Raw genomic sequence first — 16635 nt, forward strand, 5'->3', positions numbered from 1 at the left:
CTTGTCAGGCGGATTGGGGTGAGGCTGAAACAGACGCAGCGCGCGGAAAAGCCTCATAGACCCCCAGCGAAATATTGATGAGCCGCTCTGCCTGCGCCGGCAGCACGGTGGTCCAGCCCAGGCGCGGCGACGGACCTGCGCCAGGCGGGCCGATGGAAGGCTGCGGCGCGTGGCGCGACGACATCTCCATACGCAGATGCACATCGGCCTTCACGCCCACATAAAGCTGCACGAAGGCCATCAACTCGCGGTGCAGCAACGCGCCGGGCAACAGGTCATGCGCCTGACGTCCATCGGCGGGCCGCAGCGTCACGCGCACCGCGCGGCTGCGATACGCCACGCGCCGCCCCAGCACGTAGCCGCCACCGAGCCCCTTGCCTCTGCCGCCTTCGCCCATCGCCGCGCCGAGCGGCTGTGGCCTGCCGGTCGACGTCGTGACCGGCCAGAATTCGTCCACACGCACGTCGACGCCGGGTGCCGCGAGCGCGATCACGCCCGCGAGCCCCTCCGGCGTGCGCGTGCGCTGGACCATCAGGCCAAGCAGCGCCAGCATGCGCGAGTCGGGCAGGCCCGCGCGCGCCGGCTTTTCGCCCCAGCCGAAGCCCGCAAGGCACAGCAGGCTGCGCGAATGCGCATCAGCGCCACCTGCCCGGAAGCTCTCCGCATGGCGGTACTTCTTCCACGCGCGATACAGCAGCGTGACGTAACGGTGATTGAACTGGTCGAGGAACGACTCGACCGCCTCGTGGCCCTCCTCGCGCATCACGATGTCGTCGATCATGTGCGACGGCACCGCGGCATCGACGCCGTACAGGCCCATGAACGTCGTGCGTACTGTGGGTGGTGCGTCGGGATGCTCCTCGTCGAACCCGACGGAGGCGATCTCGCCAGCGGGAAAGCCGGTGCGAGGCCGCGGGCGGAAGCGCACCGGTTCGTGCTCCGGCGTGTCGCGGGTACCAAGGCCAGGCTGGTCCGGCGCACGCGCTTCCAGCAGCCGGCACAGTTGCATGAAGCTCATCTGCGGCGCGCGTGCGAGCAGCGACGCTACAAGCGGTTCGAGATGGGACAGGCTGGCTGCCTTCATGGCTGCACTCATAACGGCGCCCGCTGTGCCTTGCTGCGCGACCATTCCGCCCGCGCCTGCGACGGCAGGCTCACGATCGCGAGCTTCGTGAACAGGTTGATGTCCGCGTAGAGCGCGAAGAAGCGATGCAGCAGTTCGCCGAACAGCATCACGTCGCCCTCGCCCGCGAACGCGTGCGAATCGAGCGTCACCTCGATCAGCACGCCGCGCTCAACCGCGCCGCCCGTCACCTCCTCGATCAGTTCCTGCGATACGCGCAAGATGCCCGCGAGCCGGCGGCGGTTGAGTTCGTCGTCGGTCCAGTCGTAGAGCGCGAGCGCGCCGCGCAGCACCTCGGCGTTCATCATCGAGAGGAAGTTCGGCGCGAGATGCGACAGCAGGCGCCACTGGAAGCGGTCCTGCGTGGGCGGATAGAGCGGCAGCGTCGGCGACACGAGATTGCGCACGCCCGTGACGTTCGGCGTACTGGCCCCCAGTTCGTCGAGGCTCGCCTCGCGCAGACCCTTGCGCGGCAGCAGGCCATTCGTGCCTGTCACGCGCAGTGAGAGGCTTTCCTCGGGCAGCGTGTCCATCGTCTCCCACGCGTGGCCGCCGAGAATCACCCACGTCTCGTGCAGACCCGACACGCCGGGCCTCACACGGCTGTGGAAATAGCGCTCGGGCGCCTCGTGGCGCAGCATGCCGCCGCGGTGCCGGAATGTCGCGAACGGCACGTATTCGTAGCGCTCGGCTGTCTCGTGGTCGAAGGTCTCGATCGCGTCGACCGAGTAGGTTTCCACGTGCGCGCCCTGGTGGCCCGCGGGCACCACGCGGTACTCGGTCTCGTGATGGTTGATCACGATGGGCTCGGCATCGAGTTCGAACAGGTTGATCACGGGGCTGCAGAAGAGGCGCACGTTCTCCGCGCCGAACCGGTGGTCGGCGGGCCAGGCGTGTTGCAGCACGATCTCCAGCTCAAACCGGTCCGATTTCTCCGGCAGCTTTGCGACGTCAAGACCGCACAGGTCCACAAAAAGAAACTTCTCGCGGAACGTGAAATATTCGAGCAGCAACTGGTAGCCGGAGAACGCGGCATCGGCCTTGGGCCACAGCCGCTCTTCTGCTGAAAAGCCGGCGGGCTCGATCGTGACGCCCGAAAGCGGCACGGCCTCGCCATCGCGGATTTCAGGCACACGCCAGTGGACGGCTTCCACCTGACGCGTGAGCGCAAGATGCATCGCGAACGCCGTGGGCAGGTCCGCGTTCAGATACAGGCGCAGCCGCGACAGGTCGATCTCCTGCCGGCGTGCCGAGTGATGCAGCTGGAAACCCAGGCGGATCACCGAGCGTCCGTCGTGGCGCACCGTCGGCCCGGCATGCGTGATCGACAGCGGCTGCACGGTGACGTCCTGCGTCGTGCGGTAGAGGCACTGGACCGTCTTCGGCGTTGTGCCTTCTGCGCCTGCGGGCGGCGGCACGGCGATGGGCGCGGAACGCACCGGCACGCCGGCGGGCACCACCTCGGTTTTCTGCAGCTTCTCGCCGAGCGGAATGAGTTCGACCACCGAGAGCGATGGGATCATCCGCAGGTAATGCGGCCACAGCAGGCTCACGAGGCCTTCGGTCAGCTCGGGCAGCTCGTCGTCGAGCTTCTGTCTGAGTCGCCCAGTCAGGAACGCGAAGCCTTCGAAGAGTCGTTCGACATACGGATCGCGGTCGCCCACGCGGTCGAGGTTGAGCAGGCGCGCGCGGTCGGGATGCGCCTTCGCGAACTCCCTGCCGGACTCGCGCAGGTAGCGCATCTCGGCTTCGTAGTAGCGCAGGATGGGATCGTCGTTTTTCATGGGTTTGTTCTTATGAGAGGGCGAGCGCGCGCGCCGGATCCAGCACGGTCAGTTCCGCCTGCAGTTCGCCGATGCGCCGCGCGAGCGCCGGCTTATCCGCATCCTTGCGGTTGCTCATGGCCTTCAGCGTGCGAAGCAACTGCTGCTTGATTTCGAAGACGAGCGCCGGCTCCCAGCTCGCGAGCGGCAGCGAACGCGCCGCGCCGTCGAGTTCGTTCAGCAGTGCCAGCGCCGTATCGGGCTTCCCGCCGTAGTCGGCGAGGCGCGCCATGACGAGCCGTTGCAGATAGCGGTGCCGCTTCGTCTTCATGCCGGGCAATGCGTCGAGCCAGCCAAACGCCGCCTCCACGCCCTCGCGCGCCGACAGGTCGCGCGCCTGCGCCTCGATTTCCGGCCAGTCGCCGGCCGCCTCGCCTTCCTTGTCGGCGGAAACCGGGAACGGCGCCACCGTCTCCCCTGCTTCCAGGTCGCGTACTACGGCGTGACGTGCGATCCATTCGAGCGTGGCGTCGTCGGCGAATGGCGTGCCGTCGTTGAAGGCGAGACGCTCGATGCCGGGCAGGCGTTCGAGGAACAGCGCGAAATCCGCGCGCAGCAGTTCACGCCAGGTGCTGTACGGCGCGCCGACGTGATCGAGCGCCACGTGCTGGAAATACTGGAGGTCGAACCACAGGTGATTCACGCCCTCCATGAACGCGCCCTCGACGCGCTCCAGCAGTTCGTGCCACTGCTTCTGCAGAACGAGCCGCTTCATCTGCTGGCGCAGTTCGCCGCGCGGCGGCAGCAGACGCGTCTGAGCCGTGGCATCGGCAGGCGGGACTTCGTGCAGCGTGTCCCAGCGCACGCTGCGCACGAGCCGCACCGAGGGCAGGTAGCCGTTTTCCTGATCGCGCAGCCACACCGCCATCGTGCGGGCCTGGTCGAGCAGGTCGCGCGTGGAACCGATGGGGCTCGACGTGTCTGTCCTCGCCGACGGAACCGCTGCCGCTGCCACGCCCGCGTCTGCCTCCGCCGCGCGTGCAGGCTCGGCCTTCTGGTCGAAACGGGACACGAGCGGCTGCAGGTTCGGCCGCGCGGCTTCGGGCCACGTCGCGGTGCGTTCGAGCAGCACGTCGAGCGCGGCGAGCGCACGTTCGAGGTCCTGCGGTGCGAAGGCACCCCGGCGCTCCAGCAGCTCGATCATGCGCGTGGTCGCCAGCATTTCGAGCGCGCCCTTCTTCGCTTCGGCTCGTGCGGGGAGCAGCGCTTCGCCGAAGCGGTCGACGAGTGCAGCCGCCAGTTCAAGGCCGTCCGCAAAACCGGCGGCACCGTCCTGCCTGAGCCGCGCGAACGCGTAATAGCCCGCGAGCCGCAGGTCTTTGCCGGTCTCCTTCAGTAGCTGCTCGCAGGAACGGATGATGAGGCCATCGTCGATGCCCGAGAGCTTCTGCGTTTCCTCGCGCAGCTCGAAGAACACGTCTTCGTAGCCGGGGTCGCGGCCCGCGCCGCCCTCGCCAGGCAGCGGCTGGACCCAGGCAGACCAGGCATCGAGGCGGGCGCGTGCGAGTTGTTCGCCGTCGTCGCGGGCCGGAAAAAGGCGCTTGAAAAGTCCGCCCAATATCATTGAACCTCCGGTACGTAGCCGCCGGGCAGCGGCATGGCGGCGTGCTTTGCCGCGGCGATGGCAGAAGCCGGCAACGGCGGTGGACTGATGCCCGAAAGCTTCGGTCCACCGGCAGCCGGGCCCGTCACGAAGACCCGCGCCGGCAGCGTGAAGTGGCGCAGCTGCAGCACGTCGAGGGGGCCCGCACCGGCCTCGCTGCGCAGCTGGACCTTGAGCGGAATGCCCTGGCTCGTGTCGGGCGTCCAGGTGAGCAGGTAGCGTGCGCTGTCCTGCTGCGAAACCTTCGCGCGCTCGAGCAGCCGGATCAGGCCGAAGCGGCCCTGCGCGTCGAGCGCGCTGCGCAGTCCGCCCTGCGCCGTCTGCCATTCGATGTGCGAGAGGTTTTCGAGCGACTGGCCAGGCCATTCGAACGGCGTCCACTCCTGCTTCTGGTTGAAGTAGTGCAGCTCGCGGCCGGCCAGCACGAACCTCATGTCGGTCACGCCCGGCGTGGGCACCGCGCTCAGCTCGTAGCGCACGTGCGCGTCGCCGGACGGGAACACGACCGACGAAATGCGCGTGAGCTGGTTGAGGCTCCTGAGGAACGCCGGATCGATGGTCAGCGCGCCATGGTCCGCGCCTTGGGCCGCCACCCACCGGTCGCCCTGCCGCTCGACCACGCCGGCAAGCTGCGTCGTCACGAACTGCGCGATGACGCCGTTGTCGGGCCGCATGAAGCGCGCCATCTCGGGCAGCGACGCGTCGTTGTCCGAATCCGCGAACGGATAACGGCCGCCAAACGAGCGGTTCCAGTCAGCGACGATCGCGCTGCGCCAGATGTCGTTGAGGCTCGACGCGGCCGGCTGCACGACCACCTGCCAGGTCTGGTCGAGCGGAGCACGGAACAGCTCGCCGAAACCGGCCCACTGCTCGCCGAGGCTGGCGGCCACGCGGCTTGCGTAGTCGCGGCTTTCGGCAATGTCGGACGTCTTGCCCTGCAGCACCGACTGCGCGGCCATGCGGGCCATCGCGTCCGGGTCGCTGCTCGATACGATTTGCGTGGCTTTGAGGCGCATCGCCGTGACGCGTTCGAGGTAGCGCGCGAGGCTCAGGTCACCCGTCGCCGCCTGCTGGGCCGCGGCTTTGCTGCCGGCGGGCGCGGCCTGAGCGATGTCGCTGCCCGTGAGCCGCAGGATCGGTCCGAATGCGACCGCGAGCGGCGCGAGCTGCGGCTGCGCCTGCTTCGACGGATTTTTTTCGTCGGCACCGACGAGCTGCTGCGCCTTGCTGATCAGCGTATCGGACAGCGACTGAGCATTCGCGCCTGCCCCGGCCTGCCAGACGATCGCGTTCATCAGCGCGACGAGCGGCGAGCGCTGCGGGTCGCCCAGCAGCGTGAGCTGGTCGGCGGTGGCCGGGAGCGTGGGGGCCGGCTGCCAGCGCAGGCTGTTGAGAAACAGCGCCCATGCGCGCGTGTAGTCGTCGAAGTAACGCTGGCGCAGTTCGGCCTTCAGCGTCGACGGCGCAGGGTTCGTCGCTTTCGTGTCCGAGAGCACCCAGTCGCCGGCGACGTCGCGCTGCCCGCTCGCCTCGTCGATGGCCTTCGAGATGCGCTCCTCCCACGCGGTGCGCGTGAACACGCCGGGAATGGTCGCCGTCGTGTTGAAGAGACCGCGGCCCGTGGTGTCGCCGAGCAACGTCGCGAGGGACACCGGCGGGTACTTCGGCGACGCGTCCGCGATGATCTGCTGGTACAGCGCGTCCTTCGAGTTCTGGATGCCGCGCACGCCGATGACAGTCTGGCGCGTGGCCGCGATCAGGCCGCCGTCGGGCACGATGGCCAGCGACGAACCGTCTGCCGAAGCACCGCGTCCGACGTGGTTCGCAAAGAACGCGATAGTGTGCTGGCGCAGGTCCTCCCAGGTGCCCGCCGACACGGGCGAATGCTCCGGTCGCGCGGGCGCTGAAGTGGCGACGAGCTGCGGCGCGAGGAATGCCGCCATCGCACGCTCGGGCCTCGCGAGCATCAGGTAGGCCTTGAGCGTGTCGTAGGCGGCCTGCACCTGCGCGTTGCCGCCGCTCGCGATCTCCGCGTCCGACAGCGAAGCGAGCTGGCGCAATCGCGACTCGAGCTTCTCGCGGATGGGACCGACGAGGATGCGACCCGCGGCGTTCTCGTAACCGGGCCACAGGGCGGCCAGCAGCGCGGTGTCGTGGTTCAGGCCGAAGCGCGTGGTCCAGGGGGCGCCGTCGCGCTGCCGGGTTTCGAGGGTGTCGATCTGGCGGTCGAGGCTGTCGAGCGTCTGCAGGGTCTGCGTGCGGTCCTGGGCGGTGGAAAGCTTCGTCAGCGTGCCGCTGGCTGTCTGGATGGTTGCGCGGTTCGTAAGGCCGGAGATCATCGTGCCGGTGAGCCACAGGAGAAGCATGGCGGTGGTGAGCCATGCTGCGGTGGTCGATAGCGAGAAACCGACGCGGCGGCCGTGGACCGTGCGGCTGTGGGTGGCGACGGTCTGCCAGATGCTGCGGTGTTGCGCGCTGCCCGCCGGCTCATCGTCGTTCGCGTCGGCAGACGCGGGTGGCGCCAGTTCCCGTTCCTTGAAGAGCGGTGCGAAAAGGACGCCGTGGACAGCGTGGCGCCACAGGCGGGACTGCGACGTCTGCAGGACGAGGCCGGTCAACCCGTCGCGCAGCCGGTCGATATGTCGCGAGAGTTCGACGGGATAGCGATCGGAGACATTCCGCGTGAGTCGTACGACGCCGGCATCGGCGAGGTTGTATGAGAGCCCCTGCAAGGACCGGTTGATCTCGTCCGGGCTCACGCGCGGGCGTGACCATGTGAAGCCGATGGCGTCGTCGGGACCCGATGTTTCGCTGCCGAAATCGGTGACGTTGAGCAGGTAGGCAGGCGCCGCCCAGCGCAGGGCGCGGGCATGACGGGCGAGCCGCTGGGCGAGGCCATCGGTATCGAACGGGGCGTTCGGGGAGCTACGGCCACTCACGATGCCTACGATGGCATCGACCGGGCGACGGCGACGCAGGCAGCGGATCTGGTCGAGCCAGTCCGTGTCGAGCGTGGTGGTGGTCTGCTTTGCGTAGAGCAAGACCGTGTCGCCGGTAATCAGATACCCCTTGTCAACAAGTCCCGGCGCCAGGCGCTTTACAAGCGGTTCGTCGCCAGCGAGGAGAACCCAGCGTTCGCGGTAGCGCCAACGGAAACCGTGACGGTCGCTCAGGGCATTGCGAAGCAATGTAGCCCGGTCGGCTTGTCCCGACGATTGGCCCTGATCGTCGTGATCAACGGACGCTGCGCGCTTGCCGGCGTCGTAACGGGCAAACCAGCGGGAAGCTCTCAGCGATGCGATCCACAGCAGCACCACCTCGAAGTACTTGACCAGCAGGATTACCACCAGCAAGGCGCACAGCAGCGAAAGCTCGATGATGATGCGGGTATCGCGAGACCACCCGTGACGGAGTCCCTCGACCCATATCGCGATACCAAGCGCAAGGAAGACGATGACAGCCGCACTGCCAATGAAGAGGCCGGCCGGTCGAGTCTTGTTTTCATTCCTGTTGTCGTTCATGTCTGCTTTCTGCACATGAGGGCGATCAGTTCCTCACCTTCGCCACATAGCACCAATTGCGGATCGCCCGTTGTCCGGGCACTTTCTGCGGCAAGGGCGACGGCCAACCACGGCCCTACGCCCGAACAGTCGCCCACCGACGTCTCGAGCGCGATCCATCGCGTCTTATCCGGGAATAACGCGGCTTGCCGAACCGCACTCATAGCGTCACTGATCAGACCATGCGCCCACACCGTGTGCAGGCGATCGCGCGAAGATTGTCCCCAACGGGTTGCAAGCACAAGCGTCGAAGCGGCGGCATCAAGCGTGCCTTTGGCTGGCCGGTGCAGACGTAGTCCGACGGGATTGGCCGGTGACGTAAGGCGCGGGTGCCCAACGAGCAGGGCAACGCCCGCCTCTGCAACGCCATCAGACAGCACGGCACTGATTGCATCGCGAAGTTCAATAGCTACCAACAGGTGGGCTGTGTTGATGTATTGCTTGTCAAGCCACGCGTCCGTGCGGAAGAGCGGAATCGCGTGTTCACCCGGCATGACGTCCACCTTCAACGCAGGGACTCGTTCAGCGAGCACTTCCCGTAGCCGGGTTTCGACAGCCCCGGATTTGAGCCTCGACCGATGATGCAGCTCGACCTGCAGATTCGTTCGCGGTGGAAGAGCGCTGAACTGCGGCAGGAGACGGTCGATCAGGCGTTCGAGCAGCCACGTACAAACCGCGTGATGGCGGGCATGTTCGAGGAGTTCGTTACCCGGCTGAAAACGCATCTCGGGGATGTCGAGCCAACGTGCATTGACTTCGCTATCCGCGACTGCGCCGCTTGCCCGAAGCTTCGCCAGTTCAGTTCCGTTTAGGATTCCTTCGAGCGAATTTTCCGAATCGTTCGCGGCGAAGCACCAGGCATGGCCCAGTATCGTCAGCGGTCGGCCCGCCACGGCATGACACGCCCGCTCTGCCTCATCGCTGACGCGGTTGGTCGCAATCGCCTGATTGCGACGGACATAGCCGTATCCGAGCCAGGAGCACAGCAGAAATGCCCAAACCAGAAAGGGATAACCAGCGACACAGAACCAGAACCACAGCGAGTTCGTCGGCGCGCCCGCAGGCCAGAGCGCGATCGCCAGCGCCGCCCCCGCGCCCATCACGAGAATCAGCAGGATCGTCCAGACGACCAGCGACGGCTGCGGCGCGGGCGGCACCTCTACCTGTGGCGGCACGCGATTGAAATCAACAGGCATTGCTTATCGAACCCGCGCCCCGGCGGAAGAGGCAATGAGGACGGCCCCACATCGCGTGTGATCGCCATCGCTCGACAGCGGCGTGGTGCCATCCTTGATCCTGCCACCGCCTTCGACGATTTCATTGTCGCCGTGGATCGGGCACGACACCTTGTCACCGACACGGGCGGCCCGACGACCCTTTACCTTGATGCGGTCCGAGCCGGTCAGGATCTTGCCGCCGTGGCTCGTTGCATCGCCTTCGTATGCGAGATTTTTCATTTAGTGTTTTCCCTCGTGAATTGATGAGGTGCCAAGATGGCATCTTTGGGAGCGTAGAATTCCCCTTCATTTGGGTTTCTGACAATATGCCAAATGAGATGTCCATCATTTATCTTCAGAACTGCCTTTCCATTCTTTGCGCCAAAGAAAGAAGAGAAGTTGACGACTGCCGTTTTCCCAGTGTCATCGACAACCCCATTAATATTTGGATTTTTTTCATCGTCACAATCCGTCTTGTTGCCGCTTTGCGTCACTGCACAATACTACCCTTGAAGCTTTTTACCCTGTTGCTTTAGTTCAATTGAAAATATCATTGTGCTCGGAGAATTATTCCAGTCCCACTCGCCGACAAAGGGGATAGCTGGAGACGCACATCCACCGGCCGAAATCACAGCGAACGCGCACCCCAAAATTAGGTTCTTCATTTTATTCATGATGTTAATTCTTTATAGCTCAAGCATCGATCGACTCTTTTTGTCCATCCATCCAAAAACTTGTAGTTCGAGAATTATTTGCCAATGCAAATGCATCGAACACGTTGTTGTTTCCATTTGTCACTGAGCAATTTTCGGCAAGCTCAGTGCCATGCCCACAGGACGAAAACGCAACAAAGATGCAACACAGCAGGAAAAATTTCTCATTTTTCATGATCGAGCCTAGCTCTTAACGAGAACCGATTGATCTATAAGTTTCCTTCGTAATTGATTGATATGCGCCTGCGCGTATTGATGCGTCGTTATTGCATGTGAGATTGGAAATCTTCCTTTTTCCTCTGTATATTACAATGCCTGTGGAAAACGTTGGGCCCTCATCCGCTTTAACGGTCCTGTCGTACAAATAGTATGTGTAACCAAGCTGGGAAAACCGAATATGAGCCTCCCCACCTCCCGCGTACGGAGTGTTGGAAAAATAAAAAACATCCTTCTTGATTTCTTTGTTATCCGAAACCTGCAAATTTATCTTTCCATCGATTCCGTTTCGATAGGTCAGAGTTCCATTTTCCGTCGATTGACAAAGCGATGACACAGTCTTTTCAAGTTCGCAGTTGAAGATTGCCGTTTCTTTTGTGGCGCACAAACCTTCAGCGTGTGCGGCCACCGCCGAAACAAAGGTAATGACCGAAACTGAGATTGCTCGGCAAGCGTTCGTAACTACTCCGTCGGATCGAAGAATGTCTTGCTGATGCCATACTTCCACATGCGTCACCGCCGGGAACGCCATAATTGGCATCAAAAAGACCGTTTTCTTACTTGCCATGTTGGTCAAGCTCATCAACTGAGTTTGACGCACCATACTCTAGACCACGCCGCGCGGTACTACCGAAAGGCTTATATATGTTACCTTCACAAATCTTATTGAAGATCAGCTTTCCGTTCTTTGCAACGTAAATCTCTCCTGGCACGAGTGCATTTGAGACTACGTAGCTATAAGATCCATTCGAAAATTTTAGATGACTTCCCAGACCATCGGGCAATCTTGAGACATCTACGATGGAAATTTTTCCCCGAGGAGGCGTAAGCTTACCTGGATATTTGTACTCAATATTGTTCTGCGTTCCGAAACGGTACTGTACGTATCCATGATCAGGCGAGGAATTATCAGCGGCACATACCGACGCGATTTTGTTGGAGTCTCGTAGTTTACAGCCAAAATATTCTATCTCACCGCGATGACAAAGGCTCGTTGAGTTGAGATAATCGGTAGCTCCAACGGGAACTGTAGCGATGGCAATTGTGATCGCCATCAAGATAAACACCTTTGAAACGATTTTCACTCAAGACCTCCCCATTTGTGGATTTCCGAGAAATTCCCCCTTCTACCATCAATGCTTTCTACTTTCATTTTATTGGGTTTTCCCTTAAATAGCCCGGGGTTGATCACCTTACTTATTGAGTCAACGACATCTTGAGTATTACCTTGATCGGCAAGGCCATAGAGATTATCGACAACCCAAAAGAAGCATGCTGACCGAACGGCATATTTAACCTGTCCAACGCTTTCCGGGTCAGCCTCAAAATCTACTATCGCATCTTGGGGCCATGCACCAGCATTTGCTTTGTGCCACATCGTAAAGCGCTGATATGGGACCGTACGCTGCCTGCGCGCATACGCGTCCAGATCGTCGCCGAACACGATGACGGTGTGGTCCTTCTTCTGCTCCCAGCGGAACCAGATGCCCTCCTGCGCGCAGATCCGCTGGATGAAGGCGAACGTCGTCTCGTGGTATTGCGTGACGTACTCGTGCCGCTTGTATTTGCCCCGCAGATTGAACACGAAATCCACGCCCGAGCGGTAGCCGTAGTGCCGCAGCGTATCGGTGACGATCTCCTCCACCGACTGCTTCTGGAACAGGCGGCTCGTCACGCCGCGGTTCAGGTCCGCCATCTTCGGTTCGAGCACGACCCGGTAGTGCGTCTCGTCGGCCGGCGGCCCATGCGGTCACCAGAAGCGTTGAATCAGCTCTTCGCCTTCGGCAGCCGATCAGCGCGATGGTCAGTGACTTCGAGTTCACGAGTTCGCCGATGGACGTGGCGCTCCTGCGCAACATCTCGAAGGTCGCGGCGGCAGCGCACATGCCGTTCGTCGGCTCGGTGGGTGCGGCATTCTTCGGCAAGCAGTCGATGGAAGAGGTTGCTGCCATTCAGGACATCGGCAACTACTTCGACCGCGCCGAGTACATCAAGTGGAAGAGCTTCCGCGATACCGACGACGCCCGTTACGTCGGTCTCGTCATGCCGCGTGTGCTAGGTCGCCTGACGGAAATGAAGGATCCCGGCGACGAGCTTCAGGCATCGCACCCGCTGCGCGAGGCGAAGGTGACGGTGGAGGACATCGAGGACAACCCGGGCTTCTTCCGCATCAAGCTCTTCATCATTCCGCACTTCCAGGTGGAAGGGATGGACATCGGCCTGTCGCTGGTTTCGCAGATGGCCACCCGGCGTGTCGTATTCCTCACCATCGATCACGAAAATAGAATCCACAAGATCAGGATTGACAATTATTCATAATTCAATCAACCACGCCATTAAAATGGCAATCCAAGTTCATCGGGTATTCATTAGTCTTCCAGCCCGTATATCAGGCTTGCGCACCCGTAAGCTATAACCAGATAAACAGCAGACCATGCGGATCGACAAACCGCTCTGGCATGAGGGCCTCATCCTCTCCCAGCAGCACTTCCAGCAACAGGACAGATGGACCGGCTTCGCGATGCAGCAGGTCGCATCCGTCGCGCTTGCCGATCCTTGGGGCACGCTCGGCATCGAGGTCGACGAAGAAGCGCTCGCCACGGGACGCGTGAAGCTCACGCGGCTGAAACTGCGCTTTCCCGATGGCACCCCAGTGGACACGACAGTGGCCGACCCGCTTCCTCCGGCACGAGACCTTACAAGTGGCGTGCCCGCCGATCTCCAGTCCGTCACCGTGCTCGCGGCATTGGCCCTTCCCGACGCCAACGGCAGCAACTGCCGCTTTGACGAGACGTCGCTTGCGCGTCCACGCCGTACGTACCGTGAGTTCGCCAAGGTCACAGACATGAATGGCACCGGCGACGCGGAGATTGCCGCAGAGCGTCACGCGGTGCGCCTGCTGTTCGACTTCGAGCCGCATGCCGACGACACAGTCTGTGCAGTCGCCCGGCTCACTCGCGGAGCAGGCGGTCAGTTCCAGGTCGACCACCGGTTCGTGCCGCCGTGCCTGACGCTTGCCAGCCATCCGCTGCACCTCGAACGCATCGACCGGCTCGCCGATATCCTGCTTGCAAAAAGCGCAGCGCTGGGCGCGCGCCGCAGCGAGCGCATCGAACAGGTTGCCGAGTACGGCGTAGCCGACGTACAGCTCTTCTGGCTGCTTCACTGTATCCATGCGGCATGGCCGCAGTTGCACCTCTTCGCCACCCATCCGGCCCGCTCGCCGGAGCAGTTGTACGGCACCCTCGCGCAGCTGGCCAGTGCGCTCACGACGTTCTCGACCGCAACGTCGCTCACCAACATTCCGCCCTACGACCATGCCCGCGCTGACGAGGTTTTCTCAAAGCTCGAGAACATGATTCGCGACCTGCTGGACGCGATCATTCCGTCGCGCGTCGTATCGATCGGCCTGACCCGCAAGAGTCCGACTACCTGGGCCGGACAGTTTCTCGATAGCCGGATCGTGGAAGACTCGGCCGACTGGTATCTGTCCGTCAACGCGCCCGTGTCCGCGTTCCAGCTGGTCGAACAGTTTCCTCGGCTGTGCAAGATCGGCGCGCCCGACGACGTCGAACACATCGTCAATTCCGCGCTGCCCGGCATCGGGCTGAAGGCGGTACAGCGCGTTCCCGCCGCGATACCGGTGCGTCTGGACAATCAGTATTTCGCGCTCGATTCCAGCGATCCCGCGCACGCACGGATGCTGGCCGCCCGCGCATGCCAGGTCTATCTGCCGGCATCGGTGCCTGATGCGTCGCTCGAACTTTACGCGGTGCTGCGCTCATGAACGTCCTGCCCTCTCATCGCCACGAGCCAGCCCTGATGGATGCCGGTGAAGCACGCACATCGGCCCGCGGCATACGCGACCTTCTGCGCGACACAGCACTCCTCGTGACGACGCTCGCTGGCAGCCGGAAGGTCGACGATCCTGTGGGGTTCCGTAGCCGCTGCGAGCAGATCATCGACCAGTTTTCGGGCGCGCTGGGACGACGCGGCTATCCGGACGACGTGCGTCACGACGCCGTCATGGCACAGTGCGCCTTGCTCGACGAAACGGCGCTCCGGTATCTACCGCCGGACGTCCGCGCCGACTGGGAACTCGCGCCACTGCAGGTGGGAAGGTTCAGTCTGCACGATGCAGGCGAGCGGGTGTTCGAGCGGCTCGAAGCGCGCATGCGCGAGGCCGCACCACATATCGATCTGCTGGAGTGTTATGCGGCCATCCTCGGCATCGGTTTTACCGGACGCTATGCACGCGAAGGCGGGGCGAAGCGCGCCGGACTGATCTCATCGCTGAACGCCCAGTTGGAAAAACTTCGGCCATCGGCGGATCGTCCTTTCGTTGTCGACCGCGCGGGACGCAGGTTTTCCGATCTCTTCTACCGGCTTTCGCCGTGGGCCGTTGCCGGGCTGGCGTGCCTCGTTGCTGCGATCGTCTGGGGCGCCTGGTCCACAGCGCTCGATCGGCACGTCGCGCAGCTCGCACCGGCGAAGGCGCTGCGACCGTGAAGTCCGAACTGCCTATGCTTGCTCCGTCCGGTGTGCGGCCACCCGACGATGGCCACGAGGGGCTCGGTTACCCGTTCCGGCTGATGGCCGTACTTGGGGCCGTGCTCGCGCTCGCCGTGATCTGGCTCGTGTTGCCCGCTGGACGCGGCGTGACCTGGGCATTGACCGCGACCATTGCACTGCTCACGCTGGCACTGGTTTGGTGGCGCACGCACCAGCTTTCCCGCGCACGGGAGCAGGCCGCGCACATGCTTGCCGCACTGGGAGCGGCGACCGCCGACATCCCCGTCAGGTTGCGCACACGCATGCCGCTCGTTCTGGTGACCGGCGACGGCCTGCCCGCGCTGTTCGACCGGAACGCCGGGGCGCGCTTCGCGCATGTCGGCGACGGAGCGATCTGGCTGCGGGTCGATCGTCCCCAGGAATTGCCGAGACTCGCCGTTGCCGTCAGGCAGTGGCGCGACGGCCGGGCGCCGGACGGTGTGGTGCTCTCTGTCGCGCCCGCCCTGCACGCCGGCGCCGACATGATGACGCAGCAGTTGCGTGTCGTGCGCCAGTCCGTTGCGGATGCGGCACGGGTACTCGGCACCAGACTGCCCGGGTATGTGGCGGTCTATCAACGGCTCACCACGACGGGAACGTCGGGTGCGGCGGACAGCGAAGCGGCCGGCACTGCCGATGTCGGCCTGGCCCTGCCGCCACGCTGGTATGGCGTCTCTTCTGCGGCGCCGCTCGTGGACGCCGTACGGCTCGACGGCGTGATCCAGGCGGCAGAGGACGAAGCCCGCCTGACGGCTGGCGACCGGAAGACCACGGAACGAGCAGCCGCGCTCGCGTCGATTGTCGGATGGACCCAGCGCGTCGTACTCGGCACACTGGCCGACCGGCAGCAGCCGGCCACGCCGTGGGCGCTGTTCGGTGCCGGCTGGATCGACTGCGGGCCTGCCACCAGACCGGACCGCCCCTGGGAGTGCGACGTCGCAACGCAGACACACGTCCTGCGTGCGGACGCGGCTGCTTCACCGCTACCCTGGCCGTTGCCGCAGCCGCTTGTGGAGGCGATGCCACGGCGTCACTGGATGTCGCCGCGTCTTGCGGCCCTGGCCCATGCGATCGCGCTGCTCGCGTGTGCGGCCATCGCCGCGTTCTGGGCCTCCGCAAGAAACAACGATGCGCTGCTCACGCGTATCGGCGCCGATCTCGGGCGCTATTCGATGATCCCCGTATCGCACGACACGGCAAGACGCGACGCCCTGCATGCGCTCGTCGCAGACCGGGACGAGCTCGACCGGTACACGCGCATCGGTGTCCCGCTGCGTCTGTCGTTCGGCATGTTCCGCGGCGCCCGGCTGATGCCTGCGCTCAACGACGCGATCGCCTCATACGTCCCGCCTCCCCCGCCGCCGGCCGTCGTCACGCTCGACAGCATGTCGCTGTTCGACAGTGGCAAGGCACAGCTCAGGCCCGGTTCGACGCGTGCGATGGTCGGTGCACTGGAGATGATCAAGGCGCATCCGGACAAGCGGATTCTCGTGGCTGGCTACACCGACAACGTCGGCACGCCGGAGAGCAATCTGAAGCTGTCCGCCGCGCGCGCCGAAGCCGTACGCGACTGGCTGGTCGAGGCATCCGCCCTCCCCGCCACGCAGTTTGCCATTCAGGGCTACGGCGACACGCGTCCGCTCGCCACCAACGATACGCCCGAAGGGCGCGCAAGAAATCGGCGCGTGGAGATCACGCTGGTGCCCGACACGGCAAAAGACGCGCCATCGTCCGAAGCATCGAAGAGTTAAGGCTTTCTAGTCCCCGAAGCTTCCCGCTTCGGGATTCCAGTGCCCGGCCACAGGCTCCGGGCAATCGTCGTAGTAAGC

At 63.6% G+C, this 16635-nt stretch carries 12 protein-coding genes and 2 pseudogenes; 4 read left to right on the forward strand and 10 right to left on the reverse strand.

The window, feature by feature from the left end; all coding sequences use genetic code 11:
* Nucleotides 1-4: 4 nt before the first annotated feature.
* The 10 genes and pseudogenes from tssG to PKKP23_RS14730 form a co-directional block, all read right to left on the reverse strand.
* Complete coding sequence (tssG, locus tag PKKP23_RS14685) at nt 5-1084, reverse strand: type VI secretion system baseplate subunit TssG (RefSeq protein ID WP_176048989.1); 1080 nt, start codon at nt 1082-1084, stop codon at nt 5-7.
* 8 nt (nt 1085-1092) lie between these two features.
* Nucleotides 1093-2907, reverse strand: coding sequence for a type VI secretion system baseplate subunit TssF (gene tssF, locus PKKP23_RS14690; protein ID WP_126877432.1), 1815 nt, complete (start codon nt 2905-2907; stop codon nt 1093-1095).
* A 10-nt stretch (nt 2908-2917) separates the two neighbouring features.
* A complete protein-coding gene (gene tssA, locus PKKP23_RS14695) occupies nt 2918-4510 on the reverse strand; it encodes a type VI secretion system protein TssA (RefSeq protein ID WP_126877433.1) in 1593 nt (530 codons plus the stop codon).
* Complete coding sequence (locus tag PKKP23_RS14700) at nt 4507-8070, reverse strand: ImcF-related family protein (protein ID WP_126877434.1); 3564 nt, start codon at nt 8068-8070, stop codon at nt 4507-4509. The genes tssA and PKKP23_RS14700 overlap by 4 nt, the downstream gene beginning before the upstream one ends.
* Nucleotides 8067-9305, reverse strand: a complete 1239-nt coding sequence (locus PKKP23_RS14705) for a hypothetical protein (protein ID WP_126877435.1) — start codon at nt 9303-9305, stop codon at nt 8067-8069. Before PKKP23_RS14705 ends, PKKP23_RS14700 begins: the two co-directional genes overlap by 4 nt.
* A 3-nt stretch (nt 9306-9308) precedes the next feature.
* Nucleotides 9309-9566: a PAAR domain-containing protein gene (locus PKKP23_RS14710; protein ID WP_126877436.1), complete on the reverse strand. Its 258-nt coding sequence runs from the start codon at nt 9564-9566 to the stop codon at nt 9309-9311.
* Nucleotides 9563-9820, reverse strand: coding sequence for a hypothetical protein (locus PKKP23_RS14715; RefSeq protein ID WP_126877437.1), 258 nt, complete (start codon nt 9818-9820; stop codon nt 9563-9565). Before PKKP23_RS14715 ends, PKKP23_RS14710 begins: the two co-directional genes overlap by 4 nt.
* A 409-nt stretch (nt 9821-10229) precedes the next feature.
* Nucleotides 10230-10823, reverse strand: a complete 594-nt coding sequence (locus PKKP23_RS14720) for a hypothetical protein (protein WP_126877438.1) — start codon at nt 10821-10823, stop codon at nt 10230-10232.
* Nucleotides 10813-11340 (reverse strand): hypothetical protein, encoded by a 528-nt coding sequence (locus PKKP23_RS14725; RefSeq protein ID WP_126877439.1) that lies wholly within the window; start codon nt 11338-11340, stop codon nt 10813-10815. The genes PKKP23_RS14720 and PKKP23_RS14725 overlap by 11 nt, the downstream gene beginning before the upstream one ends.
* Nucleotides 11341-11639: 299 nt before the next feature.
* A pseudogene (locus tag PKKP23_RS14730) lies at nt 11640-11990 on the reverse strand (contractile injection system protein, VgrG/Pvc8 family); the annotation flags it as partial.
* Between the two features lie 50 nt (nt 11991-12040).
* On the opposite strand from PKKP23_RS14730, the pseudogene PKKP23_RS14735 reads away from it, so the two are divergent.
* The 4 genes and pseudogenes from PKKP23_RS14735 to PKKP23_RS14750 form a co-directional block, all read left to right on the forward strand.
* Nucleotides 12041-12574: pseudogene (locus tag PKKP23_RS14735) on the forward strand (type VI secretion system contractile sheath domain-containing protein); the annotation flags it as partial.
* A 115-nt stretch (nt 12575-12689) separates the two neighbouring features.
* Nucleotides 12690-14042 (forward strand): type VI secretion system baseplate subunit TssK, encoded by a 1353-nt coding sequence (tssK, locus tag PKKP23_RS14740; protein ID WP_126877440.1) that lies wholly within the window; start codon nt 12690-12692, stop codon nt 14040-14042.
* Nucleotides 14039-14764 carry a DotU family type IV/VI secretion system protein gene (locus PKKP23_RS14745; protein WP_126877441.1) on the forward strand — a complete coding sequence of 242 codons (726 nt, stop codon included), beginning with the start codon at nt 14039-14041 and terminating at the stop codon, nt 14762-14764. Before tssK ends, PKKP23_RS14745 begins: the two co-directional genes overlap by 4 nt.
* On the forward strand, nt 14761-16557 hold the full coding sequence (locus PKKP23_RS14750) for an OmpA family protein (RefSeq protein ID WP_126877442.1): 1797 nt from the start codon (nt 14761-14763) through the stop codon (nt 16555-16557). Before PKKP23_RS14745 ends, PKKP23_RS14750 begins: the two co-directional genes overlap by 4 nt.
* Nucleotides 16558-16635 lie beyond the last annotated feature (78 nt).

This window comes from Paraburkholderia kururiensis JCM 10599 = LMG 19447, from assembly GCF_003986935.1.
GTDB classification, from domain to species: Bacteria; Pseudomonadota; Gammaproteobacteria; order Burkholderiales; family Burkholderiaceae; genus Paraburkholderia; species Paraburkholderia kururiensis.

Bases quoted from the DNA above. Each gene is read 5' to 3' on its own strand.
- tssG (WP_176048989.1), bottom strand. From the start codon at position 1,084: ATGAAGGCAGCCAGCCTGTCCCATCTCGAACCGCTTGTAGCGTCGCTG.
- tssF (WP_126877432.1), bottom strand. From the start codon at position 2,907: ATGAAAAACGACGATCCCATCCTGCGCTACTACGAAGCCGAGATGCGC.
- tssA (WP_126877433.1), bottom strand. From the start codon at position 4,510: ATGATATTGGGCGGACTTTTCAAGCGCCTTTTTCCGGCCCGCGACGAC.
- PKKP23_RS14700 (WP_126877434.1), bottom strand. From the start codon at position 8,070: ATGAACGACAACAGGAATGAAAACAAGACTCGACCGGCCGGCCTCTTC.
- PKKP23_RS14705 (WP_126877435.1), bottom strand. From the start codon at position 9,305: ATGCCTGTTGATTTCAATCGCGTGCCGCCACAGGTAGAGGTGCCGCCC.
- PKKP23_RS14710 (WP_126877436.1), bottom strand. From the start codon at position 9,566: ATGAAAAATCTCGCATACGAAGGCGATGCAACGAGCCACGGCGGCAAG.
- PKKP23_RS14720 (WP_126877438.1), bottom strand. From the start codon at position 10,823: ATGGCAAGTAAGAAAACGGTCTTTTTGATGCCAATTATGGCGTTCCCG.
- tssK (WP_126877440.1), top strand. From the start codon at position 12,690: ATGCGGATCGACAAACCGCTCTGGCATGAGGGCCTCATCCTCTCCCAG.
- PKKP23_RS14745 (WP_126877441.1), top strand. From the start codon at position 14,039: ATGAACGTCCTGCCCTCTCATCGCCACGAGCCAGCCCTGATGGATGCC.